General features: G+C 56.6%; 12 protein-coding genes and 3 pseudogenes. 10 read left to right on the top strand and 5 right to left on the bottom strand.

The window, feature by feature from the left end; all coding sequences use genetic code 11:
* Nucleotides 1–31: 31 nt before the first annotated feature.
* The 8 genes and pseudogenes from BFF94_RS05235 to BFF94_RS05195 all read left to right on the top strand — a co-directional run.
* Nucleotides 32–820: an SDR family NAD(P)-dependent oxidoreductase gene (locus tag BFF94_RS05235; protein ID WP_128841570.1), complete on the top strand. Its 789-nt coding sequence runs from the start codon at nucleotides 32–34 to the stop codon at nucleotides 818–820.
* 253 nt (nucleotides 821–1,073) lie between these two features.
* On the top strand, nucleotides 1,074–1,919 hold the full coding sequence (locus BFF94_RS05230) for an alpha/beta fold hydrolase (RefSeq protein ID WP_128841569.1): 846 nt from the start codon (nucleotides 1,074–1,076) through the stop codon (nucleotides 1,917–1,919).
* 55 nt (nucleotides 1,920–1,974) lie between these two features.
* Nucleotides 1,975–2,373 (top strand): helicase, encoded by a 399-nt coding sequence (locus BFF94_RS05225; RefSeq protein WP_128841568.1) that lies wholly within the window; start codon nucleotides 1,975–1,977, stop codon nucleotides 2,371–2,373.
* A gap of 6 nt (nucleotides 2,374–2,379) precedes the next feature.
* A complete protein-coding gene (locus tag BFF94_RS05220; protein ID WP_128841567.1) occupies nucleotides 2,380–3,630 on the top strand; it encodes an NADH:flavin oxidoreductase/NADH oxidase family protein in 1,251 nt (416 codons plus the stop codon).
* Between the two features lie 45 nt (nucleotides 3,631–3,675).
* The gene (locus BFF94_RS05215; protein WP_128841566.1) at nucleotides 3,676–4,257 is read left to right on the top strand and encodes a TetR/AcrR family transcriptional regulator; all 582 of its coding nucleotides are present in this window, start codon (nucleotides 3,676–3,678) and stop codon (nucleotides 4,255–4,257) included.
* 70 nt (nucleotides 4,258–4,327) lie between these two features.
* Nucleotides 4,328–5,191, top strand: a complete 864-nt coding sequence (locus BFF94_RS05210) for an alpha/beta fold hydrolase (RefSeq protein WP_128841565.1) — start codon at nucleotides 4,328–4,330, stop codon at nucleotides 5,189–5,191.
* A 145-nt stretch (nucleotides 5,192–5,336) separates the two neighbouring features.
* Nucleotides 5,337–6,338, top strand: coding sequence for an NADP-dependent oxidoreductase (locus BFF94_RS05205; protein WP_128841564.1), 1,002 nt, complete (start codon nucleotides 5,337–5,339; stop codon nucleotides 6,336–6,338).
* A gap of 272 nt (nucleotides 6,339–6,610) precedes the next feature.
* A pseudogene (locus BFF94_RS05195) lies at nucleotides 6,611–7,261 on the top strand (IS3 family transposase); the annotation flags it as partial.
* A 50-nt stretch (nucleotides 7,262–7,311) separates the two neighbouring features.
* Here BFF94_RS05195 and BFF94_RS05190 read toward each other — a convergent pair.
* From BFF94_RS05190 to BFF94_RS05175, 4 genes and pseudogenes are all read right to left on the bottom strand, one after another.
* Nucleotides 7,312–7,989: a hypothetical protein gene (locus BFF94_RS05190; RefSeq protein WP_128841563.1), complete on the bottom strand. Its 678-nt coding sequence runs from the start codon at nucleotides 7,987–7,989 to the stop codon at nucleotides 7,312–7,314.
* Complete coding sequence (locus BFF94_RS05185) at nucleotides 7,973–9,535, bottom strand: N-acetylmuramidase family protein (RefSeq protein ID WP_246637228.1); 1,563 nt, start codon at nucleotides 9,533–9,535, stop codon at nucleotides 7,973–7,975. Before BFF94_RS05185 ends, BFF94_RS05190 begins: the two co-directional genes overlap by 17 nt.
* Before the next feature lie 43 nt (nucleotides 9,536–9,578).
* Complete coding sequence (locus BFF94_RS05180; RefSeq protein ID WP_128841562.1) at nucleotides 9,579–12,479, bottom strand: type VI secretion system Vgr family protein; 2,901 nt, start codon at nucleotides 12,477–12,479, stop codon at nucleotides 9,579–9,581.
* A gap of 846 nt (nucleotides 12,480–13,325) precedes the next feature.
* Nucleotides 13,326–14,021 (bottom strand): annotated as a pseudogene (locus tag BFF94_RS05175) (IS256 family transposase); the annotation flags it as partial.
* A gap of 102 nt (nucleotides 14,022–14,123) precedes the next feature.
* Between BFF94_RS05175 and BFF94_RS37755 the strand changes: the two are divergent.
* A pseudogene (locus BFF94_RS37755) lies at nucleotides 14,124–14,303 on the top strand (integrase); the annotation flags it as partial.
* Here the strand turns inward: BFF94_RS37755 and BFF94_RS05170 are convergent.
* Nucleotides 14,272–15,900, bottom strand: a complete 1,629-nt coding sequence (locus BFF94_RS05170) for an SNIPE associated domain-containing protein (RefSeq protein WP_246637227.1) — start codon at nucleotides 15,898–15,900, stop codon at nucleotides 14,272–14,274. The pseudogene BFF94_RS37755 and the gene BFF94_RS05170 overlap by 32 nt on opposite strands.
* A 624-nt stretch (nucleotides 15,901–16,524) precedes the next feature.
* On the opposite strand from BFF94_RS05170, the gene BFF94_RS05165 reads away from it, so the two are divergent.
* Nucleotides 16,525–18,177, top strand: a complete 1,653-nt coding sequence (locus BFF94_RS05165) for an anti-phage dCTP deaminase (RefSeq protein WP_128841560.1) — start codon at nucleotides 16,525–16,527, stop codon at nucleotides 18,175–18,177.
* Nucleotides 18,178–18,197 lie beyond the last annotated feature (20 nt).

Genomic DNA, 18,197 nt, shown 5'->3' with positions numbered 1-18,197 from the left:
GCCAGAAGAACCCTTGCAAAGGAAAGTACCCATGACCACGCTTCCGACAGTCCTCATCACCGGCGCCTCCAGCGGCATCGGTGCCACCTATGCCGAGCGCTTCGCTCGGCGTGGCCATGACCTCGTCCTTGTCGCCCGTGACAAGGCGCGACTTGATGCCTTGGCAGCGCGCCTGCGTGAGGAAAGCGGTGTGGCCGTAGAAGTGCTGCAGTCCGACCTGACCCAGTCCACCGATCTGTCCGCGCTCGAGGCTCGTCTGCGCGATGACGATCGAATAGGAATTCTGATCAACAATGCCGGCGTGGCTCAGCCGGGCGGCTTCCTGCAGCAAACCCCTGACAGCATCGAACGCCTGATCACGCTCAACACGACGGCGCTGACGAGGCTTGCAGCCGCGGTCGCGCCACGTTTTGTGCAGTCCGGTAATGGCTCGATCGTCAACATTGGCTCGGTGGTGGGTTTCGCGCCCGAGTTCGGCATGTCGATCTACGGCGCGACCAAGGCATTCGTGCTGTTCCTGTCGCAGGGCCTGAACCTCGAGTTGTCGCCCAAGGGGGTGTACGTGCAAGCCGTACTGCCGGCGGCGACGCGCACGGAGATCTGGGAGCGCGCCGGGGTCGACGTGAACACGCTGCCCGAGGTGATGGAAGTCGGAGAGTTGGTTGATGCGGCACTGATCGGGTTCGACCGTCGCGAACTGGTCACGATCCCGCCGCTGCACGTAGCCGGGCGGTGGGACGCGCTGGATGGCGCTCGCCAGGGACTGTTATCGGACATTCGACAAGCACACGCGGCCGAGCGCTATCAGCTTAACGCCTGACTATTGCCGTTTCAGCCTTTGGCGAGAGTCAGGCTGTACTTGATCTGTAAAAAGCCGTTTCTTGCATCCCGACACTGCACCCTCTGGTTGTTTCAGGGTCACCGTGGTCAGTAAAGCAATTGCAGCAAACGGCGGAGCGACCCATACCACGAGGACTTTGCGCCACAAGTGTTTGGCATTTCTGGCGCATTGAAGCTGCGAAGCTGCGGCGACGAGACCGACATCTCGACACATGTCCTCAATAGGTGAAAACATGACTGACAACCATATCACTACACCCACGCGCTTCGTGGATGTCGAAGGTACTCGATTCGCCTACCGCCGCTGGGGTAAGGCAGACTCTTCGCAGCCGCCGTTACTGTTCCTGCAGCACTTCCGCGGCGGCATGGACAACTGGGATCCACTGATGACGGACGGTCTTGCCGAAAGCCGCGAAGTTATTCTCTACAACGGTCGCGGCATCGCTTCCTCCGGCGGGCAACCACGAACTCGCATTGAGGACATGGCCGATGACGCAGCGGCCTTCGTTCGCGCACTCGGCTTGCAGCAAATCGACGTTCTGGGCTTTTCGTTGGGCGGGTTTCAGGCGCTGGACCTGACCTGGCGCCATCCCAAGCTCGTGCGCAAGCTGATGCTGCTCGGCACCGGGCCGCGCGGGGGTAATCCGGAAATGGAGCCGCGCGTATTGCCCACAGCGGTCAATCCGGTCCCGGTGTTCGAAGACTTCCTCTACCTGTTCTTCGGCCGATCAGCAGAGGCCGAGCAGGCAGCAAGGGAGTTCTGGGAACGGCGTCATATGCGAGCCGACCAAGATCCGCCATCCTCGCCGGAGGTCTCGATCGCACAGATCGAGGCCAACATGCTGTACATGCCGAGGCTCTCGGAAGACGATCCTTTCGCGTATCTGCGCGGCATCCGACAGCCTACGTTCATCCTCAATGGCGTGAACGACGTGATGGTCCCGACGGTTAACTCCTTCTACATGGCTCGCAACCTGCCAAATGCCCAGTTGTTCATTTACCCGGACGCCGGCCACGCCGCGCAGTTCCAGTACCCGCAACGCTTCCTGGGTCACGCAGTTCAGTTCCTGAGCGAGTGACGCGACGGTCGTCATAGTCCGAACGCACTTTTCTCAAGTCAAAAGGATGCCCGAAATGCTTAAGTTCAAGTTCCTGTTGTGGGCATTCGCCCAGATGCTGAGACGCAAGATCAGGAGCGACGCCAACGCCGCACGCTACGTCGCGTCCAAGAGCCTGGTATTCCAGATTCGTACGGTTTCGGGTGCCGGGCGCTACTTTGTTATCAAAGATGGCACCGTCCGATCGTTTGCGGGACTGGCAGCGACTCCTCGATTCACGCTCACCTTTACGAGTGCCGCCAAAGGCTTCGAGATTCTGTCGGCCAAGGATGCGCAAGCGGCTTTCCTCAGGGGGGTGGGCAGTAAAGACCTGACCATCAGTGGCGACTTCCGGGAAGTGTTGTGGTTCCAGGGCCTTACGGCGTTCCTGCAGCCTCCGAAAGTCGTCTTGCCTTACGACCGCACCGTCTTCTGAGTTGCCATGAAACCAGATCTGCTGAACCAGCCACTGCACCTGCCCAATGGCAGCGCTCTGCGTAACCGGCTCGCCAAGGCCGCCATGAGTGAGACCCTGGGCACCTACGATAATCGCCCAACTCTGGACCTGGTGCAGTTGTACCGACGCTGGGCTGCCTCGGGGCTCGGACTGATCATGACAGGCAATGTGATGATAGACCGCCGCGCCTTGGGCGAGCCCGGGAATGTCGTGATCGAAGACGAGGCAGACTTGCCCGTGCTGCGCCAGTGGGCGGAGGCTGCAACCGCGCAAGGGGCGTCGATCTGGGTGCAGCTTAACCATCCTGGAAAGCAATCGACCAAGGGTTTGAATGCCTTCAACCTGGCGCCCTCTGCGGTTCCTTTCCGCGAGGACATGGCGGCATTCTTCGAGACACCGCGCGAAGCGACCACGTCCGAGATTCAAGACATCATCGAACGCTTCGGGCGCAGCGCGGCTATTTGCAAGAAGGCCGGGTTCAGTGGCGTAGAGATCCATGGAGCACACGGTTATCTGATCAGCCAATTTCTTTCTCCGCACCACAACCGCCGCAGCGACGAATGGGGCGGCAGTCCCGAGAAGCGGCGCCGCTTCGTACTGGCCGTATATGCGGAAATCCGCCGGCAGGTCGGCCCGGACTTCCCGGTGGGAATCAAGCTCAATTCGGCCGACTTCCAGCGCGGTGGTTTTACGGAAGAGGAATCGATCGAGACAATCCGCGCGTTGAGCGATGCGGGGATCGACCTGATCGAGATTTCCGGCGGTACCTATGAGGCGCCTGCCATGAGCGGGGCGATGCAAGAACCGAAGAAGGAATCCACCGCGGCCCGCGAAGCCTACTTCCTTGATTTTGCCCAGAAGGTGCGCGCAGCAGTCAAAGTGCCACTCATGGTGACCGGTGGTTTCCGCACCGCTGCCGGGATGAACGCGGCGCTGCACTCCAGCGCGCTGGATATGGTGGGCTTGGCGCGGCTGCTCGCGATCGATCCCGATGCCCCCGCCGCCTTGCTTCAAGGGCGCGATAGCCTGCAGCAGGTGCACCCGATCAGTACCGGCCTCAAGGCTGTCGATCGCCTCGGAATCATGGAGGTGCTGTGGTACACGCGCCAGCTCAAGCGCATTGCGAGGGGTAGAAAGCCGCGCCCCGACGAGGGCGGGCTTGCAGCATTCTTGAAGTCTGCTTTCAGCAGCGGCTGGGGAACGTTTCGCACGCGGCGTCTGCGGGCGCGCAATTGAGTGCCGAGGGCTTGCGATCAGAAACTCATCGCTGATGAACGTCATATGAAACGATCCACCACCCGATCCAAGGAAGCCACGCACGAGCGCATCGTCGACGCGGGCGCGCGCGTGATCCGCCGCAGCGGGTATGACGGCGTCGCCATTGCCGACATCATGAAGCACGCGGGCCTCACCCACGGCGGGTTTTATGGGCATTTCGCCTCGAGAGAGGCCATGCTGGTCGAGTTGGCGGATCGTGCCGGTGCCGATGCCATCGCCACCTTTTTGCGCTGTGCGGCAGCCGTGCCCGCCGAGCATTCCCTGCGGGCGCTCCTGCGAGCTTATCTGTCCAAGGAGCACGTGAAGAACCCGGAGGCCGGTTGCCCAATCGCCGCCCTCGGCACGGAAATGCCGCGTCAGGCGCCGGCGGTACGACGCGCAATTACGCGCCGCATCAAAGAAATGATCGAAGTCGTCTCTCGCCAATCGGCCGATTGGGGCGAGCCCGATGCGCACAAGCGTGCCCTGGCGACCGCAGCAACGATGATTGGGGCCGTGATTCTGGCGCGCGCAGTCGACGAAGAGCCGTTGTCCGAATCGATGCTCGAAGCAGCACTCGAGCATCTTGCTTGCGGCGCGGATTGAAGTCCGACCGCTTTTTTTTACCCGTCAGCATGATGCTCGACATATGAAAGTAGCACCCAAGGAGTCGATGATGAAGAGCATCAACCCAGACACCCAATCGGCAACGTCGTATGCACGGGCACCGAACAAGTTCGTCAAGGCGGCTGGAACCACCTTCGCCTACCGTGAACCGGGTCCGTACGGTGGCATTCCTTTAGTCTTACTAAACCATTGGGGTGCCGTGCTGGACAACTTCGACCCGCGCATCGTCGATGGCTTGGCTCACAAGCATCGCGTTATCGCCATCGACTATCGAGGAATTGGCTTATCCGGTGGCATCGCGCCGGTGACCGTGGACGAGATGGCGCGCGACACCATCGCACTGATTCGCGCAATGGGTTTCGATCAAGTCGATCTGCTCGGCTTCTCGCTTGGCGGCTTCGTGGCGCAGGACGTGGCTCTCAAGGCGCCAGGCCTGGTGCGCAAGCTCATCCTCACGGGCACGGGTCCCGCCGGCGGTCACGGTATCGATCGTGTTGGTGTCGTGTCCTGGCCACTCATGCTCAAAGGCCTGCTCACGCTACGCGATCCGAAGGCCTATCTGTTCTTCACCTCCACAACCAATGGCCGGCGGGCGGCAAGCGCCTTCTTGAAGCGGTTGAAGGAACGCAAGGCTGGCCGCGACAAGGGGCCGACACCTCGCGCCTTCCTTCGTCAACTCAAGGCGATCAAGGCTTGGGGCCGGCAGGCGCCACAGGACCTCGCCAGTCTGCCCATGCCTGTCCTGATCGCCAATGGGGATAACGACATCATGGTACCCACCGCGCTCAGCCACGATATGGCCCGCCGCATCCCCCAGGCGCAACTCGTCATTTATCAGGACGCTGGCCACGGTGGAATCTTCCAGCATTACATCAACTTCGTACCCACGGCACTGGAGTTTCTATCGCAATGAATACTTTGTGGACCAGTGGCGTATGAAGTTTCTCGAGAACCCCAGCAGAGCACGCATGATGCTCGACCAAAATTCGTCGCGTGGGCGTGAGCGCGGCTCAGTTCAGCGCCTTCACAATACAACGCAACATCGGAGCAAGAGCAACATGAAAGCACTCACATTCAAACGCTATGGCAAATCACCCGAGATTGGGTTCGCCGAAGTTCCGCGCCCCACGCTAAAGCCCGACGAACTGCTGGTTGAGGTTCACGCCGCGGGGGTGAACCCGATCGACAACATGATTCCAACGGGAATGTTCAAACCCGTCTTGAAGTTCCAACTGCCCGCCATCATGGGTAGCGATCTGGCTGGCATTGTGATCGATGTTGGTAGCCGCGTCACTCGCTTCAAGAAAGGCGACGCCATCTTTGCAAATCTGTTCGACCTTGGAAGAGGATCTATCGCCGAGTATGCAGTGGTACCGGAGAGCGCTGCAGCCCCGAAGCCGGTTAATCTGGACTTCGTGCAGGCCGCCTCAGTTCCAATGGTCGGGCTCACTTCATGGCAAGCACTGAAGGAGCGTGCCAATCTTCAGCCGGGTCAGAAGGTATTCATTCCTGCGGGGTCCGGCGGTATTGGAACATTTGCGATCCAACTGGCCAAATATTTTGGCGCTAAGGTGGGAACCAATACCAGCACGGGTAATATCCCGTTGGTGACAAGCTTGGGCGCGGACGAAGCAATCGACTACAAGAAGCAAGCGTTCGAGAAGGTGCTGCGTGACTACGATGTGGTGCTTGGCACGATCAGGGGTGACGCGGTTGAAAAATCGGTAGGAATCCTGAGGCCGGGAGGGAAGATCGTCTCTCTTATCGGGCCGCTGGACGCAGCGTTCGCCCGCGCTCGCGGGCTGAACTTCGTCCTGAAGTTTGTGTTCGGCCTAATGAGCCGCAAGATCATGCGTCTTGCGAGAAAGCGGGACGTCACCTACTCATTTCTCTTCGTACGCCCCGACGGTGCTCAACTCGCCGAGATTGGCAAACTGCTCAAGTCAGAACGTGTCCATCCTGTGATTGACAAGGTATTTCCGTTTGAACAGGCAAAGGAAGCGCTTGAATACCTGGCCCAAGGACGCGCTAAGGGCAAGGTCGTCGTCAAGATCAAGTAAGGTATCCAAGGGTTGATTGTTGGGGCGCGACGAGTTCGGGAATGATGCGTGATACTCGAATACGAGAAACGGCTCGGCACAGTTGGTTGACGATCACGATGACGAGGCCAAGCTGATCGATATGGGGCATGGTGTCGTGCGTCTCGAAGTGTTCGAGGATGACGTGCCGCCTCGCTTCCGCCTGTATCGACAAGGCCGGCACAGTCACGTGTGGAGCGTCAACGAGGTGTGGATTGAAACCGATCGTCCAGACGGCTGCCGCCAGACCTTCACGTTCAGGTTGGGAGACGGGTTTGTGGAATCGATGCAGGAAATTCCGGAGCCGCACGCATTTGTCGCTCGCCCGAGCCTCGGGCAGGGCGGTCAGCGGCCCGAGTTGCGCTTCGAATCGTTTGCGCACTTCGTCAAGCATCTTGCGCTCCTGCACCCATTTCGTTGCCGATGCACTGTTCGATGGAAGGCGTCTTCGGACACTGACCGTCGTCGACAACTACACACGGGAATGCCTGGCCATCGAGGTCGGCCAAAGTCTGAAGGGTGAACACGTGGTCGAAGCGTTGATGCGTATTACCGCCATGCGCGGACACCCTGCCACCATCAAGGTCGACAATGGGAGCAAGTTCATCTCGAAGGCAATGGATCGCTGGGCGTACGAACATGGCGTTGAACTGGATTTCAGCCGACCGGGCACGCCCACGGACAACGCCAAGGTCGAAAGCTTCAATGGACGCTTCCGGCAGGAATGCCTGAATGCGCATTGGTTCTTGTCATTGGCAGACGCGCAGAGCAAAATTGACGACTGGCGCACGTACTATAACGAGGTTCGTCCCCACTCTGCATTGCAGTGGATGACACCCGCCGAATTCGCCCGTCAGGCAAGGGAAACCGCCTCGCCTGGCAACTCAACCAAGCCGGAAATCTCTACTTCCGACCGGGACTACTTCCGGTTCAGGGACAGTCGCCAGCGTCGCTTTCATTCCGCTCGGTGCGGAAATGGGTCAACCAAGTCCTTTGATCGCAGCCACCCGAAAGTTACTCGGCCATCAAACTTCGGTCCCGTATCGACGTAACGGATATATGAGAATTCGCCACGCACTTTCAGTACAACAACGGCATCACCATTCACAAGGTAAGAATTTTTCGCGATAAATTCGCTGCCTTTTAGTGCGTAAAAGGAGGACTTGTTGGTGACCAGCCGGATGCCTACGGCCGGAATTTCATTTGAAGTGAAAAATTCCTTCGCTGCAATATCTGGCGGGTCTGCAGAGAAAATGCCCTGCGCACTGCTGCAGCCTGCCTGCGGGCTCACAGTTCTAATAACCCAACCCTCATCTTTCTTGTACAAATAGCCGTCTATGTCGTAATCCTTGTCTCGGTTTGAAAAATCAAGAAGCTTGTCCCCGCTAAGAAATGTGTTGATCTTGAAAGTGGAGTAGTTGGCTCGGTCCGGATATTTTTTGTCAAGATCGCCATAAAACAAAAAGTAGCATGAACCATTTTCGCCAATTCGGGAGTAAATTCCACTTACATGATTGGAGCTTACGAACGCCAGTAAGTAGGGTTGCTGAAAAAGTACGGCGCTCCCGGCAAATGCAGCGCTGGACACTAATAACGTCGTGGCGAATAGCAACTTCTTACTTAAATGAATCATAGAATTTTCCAAGATTTTTGGCATACTCCGGATTGGTCGTTTCCCAATATTTCCCATTGTAGCCTTTGGCAACTTTTACCCAGTCGTGTTCGCGAAGTCCCTCAAGAGCTTGCGGCTTCACTTTCTTCATAAACGCGATAAAAATCTTAACCTGACCGTCTGTTCCCGACATAAATTCGTTGACAAATTCGAAGACGGTCGCATATCCGATCGCATTGAAGTTTTCGCCAAGAATTTGGAATCCACCCCAGGAAGTGGCTTTCAACGCAATCTCAAAGTCAAGAGCGCTCGCACGCACAAGCCTCTCATACTGACCAAGGCCGTCTGCACCGTAAGGTCCGCTTTTTGGCCAGCACAGGTCTGGATAGGCAGGATAGGGGTTTGTAATTTCGACCGCCTTCTTTTTCTTTCCCTTGGCTTTTTTATCTTTTTTCTCGGCTTTCTCGGCCGCAGCCGCTGCATCGGCTATTTTCTGAACCGAAAGGTCATAGAAATGTGTGCGCTCGTATAAGATCGGAGGCAATCCATTTTCCAAATAGGGATGTCCCTTAGATTCCTGCTGGACGATTGCCCTAATGGCTGCGATCTCAACATTGAGCTCGGTAGCCATATGCTGCATCTGCGCATCTGAAAACACTTCCGGTTTGGGGTAGTTTAATTTGGAGCCAAATACACTTAATGCAACGGTGTTTGGCTTTCCGGTGTCAACCACCTTGTAGTGGTGTTCAATTGTGGTTTTGGTTTTTTTCTTGTGAGTCTTGGGGTCCACAGAAACTTCTTTATTCTTCTTGGGAAAATCTTTGTTAACCCGACCTTGCTCCGTGACCTTCTGAGTCCACCCGATATATGGGCCGAAATCATGGACCAACCTCTCGATGGTCATGACCTCCCCCTCATTCACAACGGGAAGACTGAGATTCTGCTCGAACTCGTCCTTCGGTGTGAGCTGCGTGGTTGCCTCCAGGTGATATTCCGGACTGACAATCGTGAATGCGCTGATATCCTTCTTCGGGACAATCGTGGCTTTCCAGGCGTACTCTCCTCGCCCATTCTTGACGAACACATCGATCGGCTGGTTGCGAGCGGCATTGGTGATAGTCACCGCAAAGCCATCCTTGTCGGTAGTTGCTTCCGTCTTGTTGTCCGAAACAGGAGGTGAGGGCGGAGCCGCCGGCTCGACTTTGCTACCGGATGGCGCTTGTGTAGGCGACCCCGATGAGCTGGATGCTGCCGCCGGCGCAGCTGCCTGAGGTGGTGACGCTGTTGCTGCGGACGCAGAGGCTGGCGGGGCAGCCGCAGCACCAGATGCCGGCGACACCGGTGGCACACTGTTTTGAACGGGCGGTGCCTCTTGGACGGTCGTCGGGTCGGGACCGGTTTGCCACACGGGGGAAGGAGGGGAGTTTTTGCCAGCCTTCAACTGGACGGACAGGCCTTCGATGGGCTTTCGAAGTACGTCGCGGAAAACTACGGTCACTGCCACGGATGCAGTGGGTTGGGCCTTTGCCTTCGGGGCCGGGGCGTCGGCGGGTTGTGCGTTCGACACTTATTCTCCCTATCGATTTCGGTGATGTCAGAGGTTCAATCGGTCAAGTTTCCTGTTGCTCATCGACCGGGTCGTCGCTCGCATCGTCGTCCTGCTCTTCATGGTCGTAAGCATCTTCAACCGCATGCCAGTCGCCACCACCGATCTCACACTTCACTTTTGTTGACGTCGGCGTGCGGACGGTCGCTGTTTCACCATCGAGTAGCCCACCCTGCTGCTGCAGCGTTCCGTCAGGCAGATAAATGCGATAAGTCTGCGCGTGCAGCGCTTCCCCGACACCGAGATTTGCGATGACCGATGATACGTCGAAACTCTGCGTATATTCGTGGGTAAGGTTCTGCGGCAGCGTACTCACTGGAAGTGGTGGGATGGAATAGCGCATGCTGGCCGGCCCACTGAACGAATGCTGCGCACCCTTGAACTCGACGATCCCGGGGGCATGCCCGCGGATGTTGCCGCCTTCAAGCGTGATCGAAGCGCCACCCGCTGTGAGCACCAGCTTTCCACCCGCCGCGATCTCGATGTCGCCTTGCGCTAACAGTTTGAGCACTGCTTTGGCGATCACCTCGACATTTGCGTCATGGGACTGGATCTGCACGGGTCCCTTGGTGAACAGCCTGATCGCCGTCTGCGAGAACATGCCAATCGCCTTGGCGGCATTGACGATGAATGCTCCTGCTGATCCGATATGCGTGTTCAGGCCGCTGACCAAATTGATATGGCGATCTGCCGTCATGTGCAGCGAGTCTTGCGTAGACGTGCCGACGCCGAACGGGCTGGCGAGCAGTAAAATCGCCTTCTTGAACGCATTCGCGCTACCTGTCCCGCCCCCTGCCGTGCGGCCGCCCCCAGCTTCCGGTGTCTCAGACAGCTGGGTGGCATCAGTGAACAGCTTGAGCGAATCGTGGCTCTCTTTCAGGCTGTCTGCGTGGTGCTGGACGCCGACGTTCGAAAGCGTATCAACAATGCTCTCCGCGCCGATCAATTGGCCCTGCGCTTCCTTGACGTCGAGCTGATCATCGTTGTGCGCCTTCGGATGCGTTCCGATATATGCACCGCGATTCGCCCGCATACCGAGATAATCATCGGTATGCAGCAATGCTCCCTTGCCCAGGTAGCGGCCCCGCGTGTTGTTATTGCCCGCATGGTCGATCAGGACCCCTTGGTGATACAGGCTGTAGCTGTTTCCGACCTTACCCGTGTAGGTGATCAGTCGCGTAGCACCTTGATGCGTCGAATCGTCGTGCACGAACGCATTGTATGCGCCGCTTTTGCCGAAGCCACTCGACATGAGGCCAGATAGCAGGACGTTGCTATGCCACTGGGGCGGCGTTGTCTGGGACGGCAGACGTCCTAGTACATAGGGTCGATCGCAATCGCCCTGAAAATAGTCGACCAGCACCCACTCGTTTTTGCGTGGCACATGCACGCCACCGTATCCATATCCGGTGTCCGCCTGCATCACCAGCAGCGGCGGTGATGTTTGCGTGACGTCAGTTCCGCTGCGCTGGTCCCACGGATAGACCACGAAGATACGATTGCGCTCGTCTGCCCATGCCTCTTCGTTATCCGGGCCGCTCACGAGCGCGTGCTCGGCATGCATCGGCGGCTTCTTGTGCTCGAACGGACTGCGGTACTCGATGTTGGTGCGCTGCGATTCCACTTTCACCAGGTAGACGCCGGCTAGGCCGTCGACGGAATTGGCCCGTGAGTCAAACTGACTGCCGTGGTCCCGGTGCAAGTCCGACAATGTGCTCTGTAAACTCAGTGGATACGTCGCGGCGTGATTGGATAGCGGCACATTGTTCTCAATGAACCATTCAACCTCGACGGCCATGAACTCCCGAAGGCTCGGATCGACCGTCATGTGCCGCGTATGGTGTTCGAGGGTGAAACGCGAACCAGCATCGAGCCATCGCACCCCCCCGAGGCCGATGTATCGGCGAGCTGCAGAAGTCCAAGCCTGAGTGCGATTGGAAGCGCGTCGTCGCCCGTCGTCCGAGGTCGGATAGGCATACGACAGTGCTTCGCGCACGATCATCGGCGCATACGGGACTTCGCGCTTCACTTGCTGACGTCTTTCTTCCGTCATGTAGGTGATTGCGCTGTCGCCAAGGTCGCTGCGCACGGAATAATTCTGTTGCGGATTCTTGTAATTGAAGGAGGTTGTCGCGTAGGCGAGGCTTTGTGCGGTTTGCGTCACAGCCCATTGCGTAAGGCCGTCTACCTCGTTGCCAATTGCAGCGTTGCGAAATTCGATCGGCTTCGCTTCAGGTAAGGCGGAAAGCCGGTCGACAACAACAAGTGTCGACACACGCGGATCGTTTTCATACTGGACGGGTGCATGTTCGAAATAGAAGTACCACCCCTCGTCCTCGAGAATCCGATGGAAGAAGTTCAGATCCGATTCACTCTGGCGTGTGTACGATCGGACGCGTGGCTCATCCGCCAGGGCGAAGCGCACTCGCCCTGCAAGTTGCGGGTAAGCACTCAGTAATTCGGAGAGAATGTCCTGCGCGCTTTTGTTGAACCATTGGTCGTTCTTGCTCGCCTTGCCAAGAAAGAACAGCGCTGACTCGAATTCAACTTGGTAAACGGTCAGATTTCCATCTTGCCCTAGCGTATGGAATTTATGTACGAAGCCATGAATCGGCCGATAAGTTGATTCGGCAAAAGGCGTTGAGGTCTGCTGGACAAACAGCGTGACTGGCTGATGCTCGAGCTCCAGATTGTCGATATCGTCGCGCAGCGATACGACGTCGACCACCCAGCGATAGCCCCGCCCGACTCTAGACCACCCCTTCGCTCGCACGGGGATGAGGGTCTGCGCCCCCAATTGGGAACGGAACATGAGCAGTCGCTCGTGCTGCATCAAGCCCCGATGTATCGACTCGTAGAGCGTGGTTGCCTGCGATCCCGCGGGATCGACGGGTGGAAGAACCATTTTTGTTCCTTGTCTCTCAGGTTCGACCGCCAAAGACGCAACGCCGGCGACGGTCAGCCAATGCGACGAAGAGTCGCTCGCGCGATTCTATCCAAAATTGGATGACACGGTCTCTGAGATCCGGCTTCTAACAATGGTTGATGTTTGATCCAGAGACAAAACGAGGAATTGTTGAGCGTTTTTCGCGCAAACAGTAATGTATTAGAAAGTTTCAGGGATTTTTGATATCGATGTGTCGCCGGGGTCTCGAAAGCTTGTAACAGCTTTGCCGGATTTTCGTTGTCGTAGCCATCTCTCAGTATGAGCATAATGCCCACGGGAGAAGTAGATGACAAAGTTCTGCCTGTTGTGCGCGGGTCTTCCGGGTCCACTTCCTGACTATCTGCTCGCTCAGTTCCGAGCGTTGCCAGGCGTCCACATTGATCGTGTGTCTTCGATCGGTAGCGTTTATCTCGATCGCACCAAGGCAGAACTGCTTGCGCACCTCGCAAAACCTCGTGGTCTGCGTCTGGCGTTCGCGTCAGCAAGAGCCGCACCTATCGGTTGCAGTAATGGGGAGTCAACTATCACGAGTTACGAGTTGTTAGGCAATGTTGACGTTCACCCGGAATTGACCCACCTAGGTCTGTAGTTTTCAGCGAATTTTGACCCACGAGATGGTGTTACTGCTACTGCTGCATCACTGGTGAATGGCGCTCGATATAAATTCCCATGTGTGGCCGATGCTGTTGTCAGGTAACGGTCGTAAGTCATCTTGGTGGTGGAGTTTACCAGTGTCCGTTCGAACTTCCGTCGCCATTTCAGAACCTGTCCGCATTTTTGTGGGCGAGGCGGTTGAACAACACGTTATCTGCGTGCCTGCGTAAATCGCTCGCCGAACAGGATAGCAAACTGATTCATGGCTGCTTTCCAGTCGAAGGTGGCGCGCACGGTCTTGGCCAGCACGTTGCGTAGCGCCAGCCAGAGCAGCTTGATGGCCGCCTCGTCATTCGGGAAGTGGCCGCGCGTCTTGATGATCTTGCGCAACTGCATGTTCAAGCTTTCGATCGCGTTTGTCGTATAAACGACCCGCCGGATTTCTGGCGGAAACACCAGGAACGGGACGACATGCTCCCAAGCGCGCTGCCACGATTGCACGATGGTCGGGTATTTCTCACCCCAAGGGCTGTCAGCGAAGTCTTGCAGCGCCTGTCTTGCCGCGTCTTCGCTGGCGGCCGCGTAGATCGGGCGCAGTGCCTGCGCAACCGACTTGCGGTCCTTCCAGCCGGCATATTCCAGACTGTTGCGGATCAGATGCACGATGCAGGTCTGGACGGTTGTCCGGGGGTAGGCGGCGCCGATCGCCTCGGCCAGCCCCTTCAGGCCGTCGACCACGGCGATCAGGATGTCCTGACAGCCGCGCGTCTTCAGTTCGTTGAACACCTTGAGCCAGAATTTGGCGCCCTCGGTCTGCTCGATCCAGAGGCCCAGCACGTCGCGTTGGCCGTCGGCCTGGATGCCCAGCGCCAGATACACGGCCTTGTTGCTGACCACGCCGTCGTCGCTCCCCATTTCAGCCGTTCACCATCGTCGACGCACGCTCATTCCAGCGGCGGTTCAGCGCAAACAGCGGCACTTCACGGTCGTGATGGCATTAGGTCGCTTACCGCATACAGAACCCACACGATGCGCCGCACAAAGATTTCACTGATCTACCCGCAAACGAAGAACCTTCGCGCCGTGCAGTTGCTGCGCGGACATACGAAGCTGGAAAGCACAGTTCGCTATCTCGGCATCGAGGTCGACGATGGCATCAAACTATGGCCGGAGACTCCGCCGCACTAGCCTCATCTCCCTCTAAGGCTGCCTCATAAGCGATTTGCTGCCTGAACCACTTATCGCGCAGTTCCGGGTCCGACTCGATCTGACGCGCAATCGCAAGACTCTCGCGATACTGCGCAGCAGCAGCCGTCATCGTCCATGACACGTTCAGCCCCATGTCCTCGACGGTTGCCCGCAGATCCGCGAGGCCCACACGGAAGAACTCCTTGCGCGGATTCACCTTGTTAACCTGCGCCTCGAAGAACTTGCGATGCAACGTCCGCTCGAGCTCCGGAGCATCCTCCGACCAAATCATCGCATGTACATCAAACGAGAACGGCACGCTCGCATCTCCCAGCTCTCGAACGCGGTCCAACGGTTCAAGACGGCGCGTTAGGCCAACCTTGTAAACATGCTCGCCGAACGAGCCGATGTTGGAAATGATGTAGACGTGACCAGCTTTCGTTTGCTGCGCCATCGAAAGCGCACGCTGGTTCTTCTCTTCGGCTTGCCGCAACTTTTCTTCTAGCTCGGCAAGCTGAGCCTGGAACTGCGCTTTCTGCTCTTCCGTTGCTCGAGCAATCTGACTTTGCGCCTTCTCCATCGCATGGCGAATGAGATCTTGCTCCTTCGCAGCGTCACGCATCGCACGCTCATACTCTCGGCGAGCCTTCTCCTCCTCACGCATCTGCTCACGGATCTGCCGCTGCTCCTCCTTCTCGCGCTCGCGAAGCTCGTACGTCCGTACCGCCCAGATCAGCTCGTCAATGCGTGCCTCGACGTACTCCTTCAAAATCCGTGCATTCCGGAACGCGGTGCCGTTGTGGTTCACCAGTGCCGCGGCGTCCTTGACTTCCTGTTGCAGCGCGCCGAAGTTGTCTACTTTAGAGCGCGAGAGGATGGAATCTACCTTCCCGTTAAAAGCGTCAACTACAAACCTGATAGCAGTATCACGGCGGATTTTCTCCACGTAATCGCACTCGGCAGCCCGTTTCTGTGTTGCCATTAATTTCGAGTAGTCGCGCGCAACTTTAAGTTGCTTTCCGGCCTCCGTATGCGAATAGGTTTCGGCCAGGTCATCGAGCAAACTATGGCTGGGAATCATGTACGAATCCCCGTAACCGTCAATGACGTTCTTCATGGCCGCCACAGTCGCGGTCAGGCGATCAGCATCCTCCAGCGCACGGAGAGCATCGCCACCGATTTCCTCCGCTCGCGCACGAGCGTCCTCGATAACCTTTGCTGCTTGCAAGCTCGCGCGCGAAATCATCTGCTCCGCCTCGCCGCGCCTCTGCTTGGTTTCAGCCGTCGCTTCTACCAGCAAACGTGTCGCCTCTTCCATGGCAGCCGCAACCGACGCCGCAGACTTGCTCTCAGCGAAGTTCAGAATTTGAGCAGCTTCGAACCTAATGCGGTCAGCCTCGGCCACAGTGTTGCGTATGCCGACAAACTTGGAGAGCGAGTCTCTGTCCGCCGTCGCTGTCGCCAGTTGCTCTCGCAAGTCAGCAATGTCGCGCGCGTTAGTAGCATCGTTTTCCTCCTTCGCTGTTCGCAATGCTTCGAAGCGCGTATCGAGGTCGGCAGCCTCCTTCTTGATCGCTGACAATGCCTGTGTGGCCACGGAGTATCGCCACAGCAACAAGGCGACGAAGATGACAAGAATTGTTAGAGTTAAAGCCACGGTCTCTCTCAAGGTTCTGCGTGCCGTCGGCTCTGGTAGCGGTCCTGGCACACCTATTTGATTTTTTCAACAGGCACTACTTTGCCACGTTCTCGTAGCAAATACTTGAGAGGAGCTCAAAATGCCTAGACCAGATCCTGAGGTATAGCTTGAATGTGTCTCAACTCTAGATCACGTTTAACCGTTTGCGTGCTGATGCAACCTTGAACGCGTCGGCCGAATAACCCGAGACGCGCAAACATGTCTGGACATAGTGAAAGCCGTTCACAACGCGCGGCACTACGGCGCGCACACCACACGTGCAGCTCTCGCCAGTTGTCCATAGTTTCGCTCCAGCCACCGGCCGACGATATCGCGGCAAACAATTCAATTACTTTGCGAACGGCGAGCCACGCTTCAATTCGTTCGATGACCGTCAGCGAAACGCAAGAACATCTTCGGAAAAATTTTCTTCTACCAAGGGTATTTTCGCGTTGATGCATTCAAACTGAGATGGCATGATTGTTAAAAAATCAGCAAGTCAATTCGTGACCAAGCTCACCGCCAGGCCAAGGAAGCCGTGCGATGTTGCAACAGGGGATTCGAAAAATGCATATTCCAATTAAGGCTGTATCTGCGGGTCTTCCGGCCGACGCTCAAATCGGCCCACCCACACCAGCAACCACGGCTTCAACTGCCAACAATGCGATTCCGAAATTAAAGGACCGTATAACCGAAGAATTAATTATTGCACTCGTTGGCCCAGTAGGATCGGGTTGCACAACAGTGGGAAATGAAATCGGCGAAATTTTAGAACACTCTTACGGATATGCAATCGAAAAATATAAGCTCAGCGATCTAATTAGCGATTATGCTCACTTGGTCCATGAAAAAAACGCGACGACCATGACAGGTGCTGCTCGCGTCAAACATCTCCAAAAGGTCGGGGATACTCTGCGAAAAAGCTTCGGACACGGCTATCTTGCCGCAAAAGCAATCGAAAAAATTGCCGAAGTTCGAGAGAAATTTGGCACACAAAAAACAGCCGAGGGAAATGAAGTTCCTATTAGCCAGAGACGAATTCACATTATCGACTCACTGAAAAATCCTGAGGAACTGAAGCTTCTTCGCGACACTTATGGACAAATGTTTTGGGTGTTCGGCGTATTCGCCCCCGAAGCAGTCCGCAAAGATCGCTTACAGCATGTACAAGGATTGGAATCCGACAAGCTAAACGAGATAATAAAAACAGATTACGATGAGGTCGAAAAGCGCGGACATGGCCAAAGTGTCCGAGACGTGTTTCATGAGGCCGACTTCTTTGTCAGAAACGACCAGTCGACTGAAATCGACCTAAAAAATTCCCTGAATCGATATATCGACATCCTATTTGGCTATCCGATCCACACTCCAACGACCGACGAATCATCGATGTATGCTGCGCATGCAGAAGCAGCAAAATCCGCCTGTATGTCTAGACAAGTAGGGGCTGCAATTACCGACTCTTCCGGCCATGTAATTGGACTTGGAAGAAATGACGTGCCTAGATTCGGCGGAGGCCTTTACAGCGAAGAGAATGAAGGGAACGACCACCGATGCTTCAAATGGTCTGGGCATTGCTGCCATAACGATCGGAAGAAGGAAAAACTATATGATCAGATCGCACGCAAGTTGATCGAAGAAAATCTGATCGTAGACTCGGCTCTCAAGGACGCGGTCATCTCTGCGCTAAAGGAAACAGACGTAAAGCAATTAATCGAATATTCGCGGGCCGTCCACGCCGAGATGGATGCAATCGTCTCCGTGGCCAGGGCAAACAAACCTGGGCTTCTAGGGGGCACACTGTACGCAACAACGTTTCCATGCCACTCCTGTGCGCGACACATTGTCGCCAGCGGCATCGCGAAAGTTCTATATATCGAACCGTATCCGAAGAGTCTCGCGTTGGACCTCCACCGCGACGCAGTCTCAGAGGACGGCAAGGACGCCGCCGAAAAAGTAGTATTTCTGCAATACTCCGGCGTGGCACCGAAGGACATGCTCGCATTGTTCAACGCGAAGTTGACACGGAAAGACGCCAGTGGAAAACTACGCTCGTTTGACAGGCGCACTGCATCCCCGTTGGTCGCTGTCTCGTTGGATGACTTCCCGACCCATGAGAAGTACGTTATCGCGGAGTATGCGCAACATGAAAGAGACGCAACGTCCGGAGAGCAGGCAGCTCTCTTTGAAGCTTGATGTGCCTGAGTCAACTCGCA

Origin of the sequence: Burkholderia catarinensis (genome assembly GCF_001883705.2) — a bacterium.
GTDB lineage: Bacteria > Pseudomonadota > Gammaproteobacteria > Burkholderiales > Burkholderiaceae > Burkholderia > Burkholderia catarinensis.
This window is presented reverse-complemented; position numbering and strand designations above follow the sequence as displayed.

Bases quoted from the DNA above. Each gene is read 5' to 3' on its own strand.
- BFF94_RS05215 (WP_128841566.1), top strand. From the start codon at position 3,676: ATGAAACGATCCACCACCCGATCCAAGGAAGCCACGCACGAGCGCATC.
- BFF94_RS05205 (WP_128841564.1), top strand. From the start codon at position 5,337: ATGAAAGCACTCACATTCAAACGCTATGGCAAATCACCCGAGATTGGG.
- BFF94_RS05235 (WP_128841570.1), top strand. From the start codon at position 32: ATGACCACGCTTCCGACAGTCCTCATCACCGGCGCCTCCAGCGGCATC.
- BFF94_RS05230 (WP_128841569.1), top strand. From the start codon at position 1,074: ATGACTGACAACCATATCACTACACCCACGCGCTTCGTGGATGTCGAA.
- BFF94_RS05165 (WP_128841560.1), top strand. From the start codon at position 16,525: ATGTTGCAACAGGGGATTCGAAAAATGCATATTCCAATTAAGGCTGTA.
- BFF94_RS05180 (WP_128841562.1), bottom strand. From the start codon at position 12,479: ATGGTTCTTCCACCCGTCGATCCCGCGGGATCGCAGGCAACCACGCTC.
- BFF94_RS05210 (WP_128841565.1), top strand. From the start codon at position 4,328: ATGAAGAGCATCAACCCAGACACCCAATCGGCAACGTCGTATGCACGG.
- BFF94_RS05220 (WP_128841567.1), top strand. From the start codon at position 2,380: ATGAAACCAGATCTGCTGAACCAGCCACTGCACCTGCCCAATGGCAGC.
- BFF94_RS05190 (WP_128841563.1), bottom strand. From the start codon at position 7,989: ATGATTCATTTAAGTAAGAAGTTGCTATTCGCCACGACGTTATTAGTG.
- BFF94_RS05225 (WP_128841568.1), top strand. From the start codon at position 1,975: ATGCTTAAGTTCAAGTTCCTGTTGTGGGCATTCGCCCAGATGCTGAGA.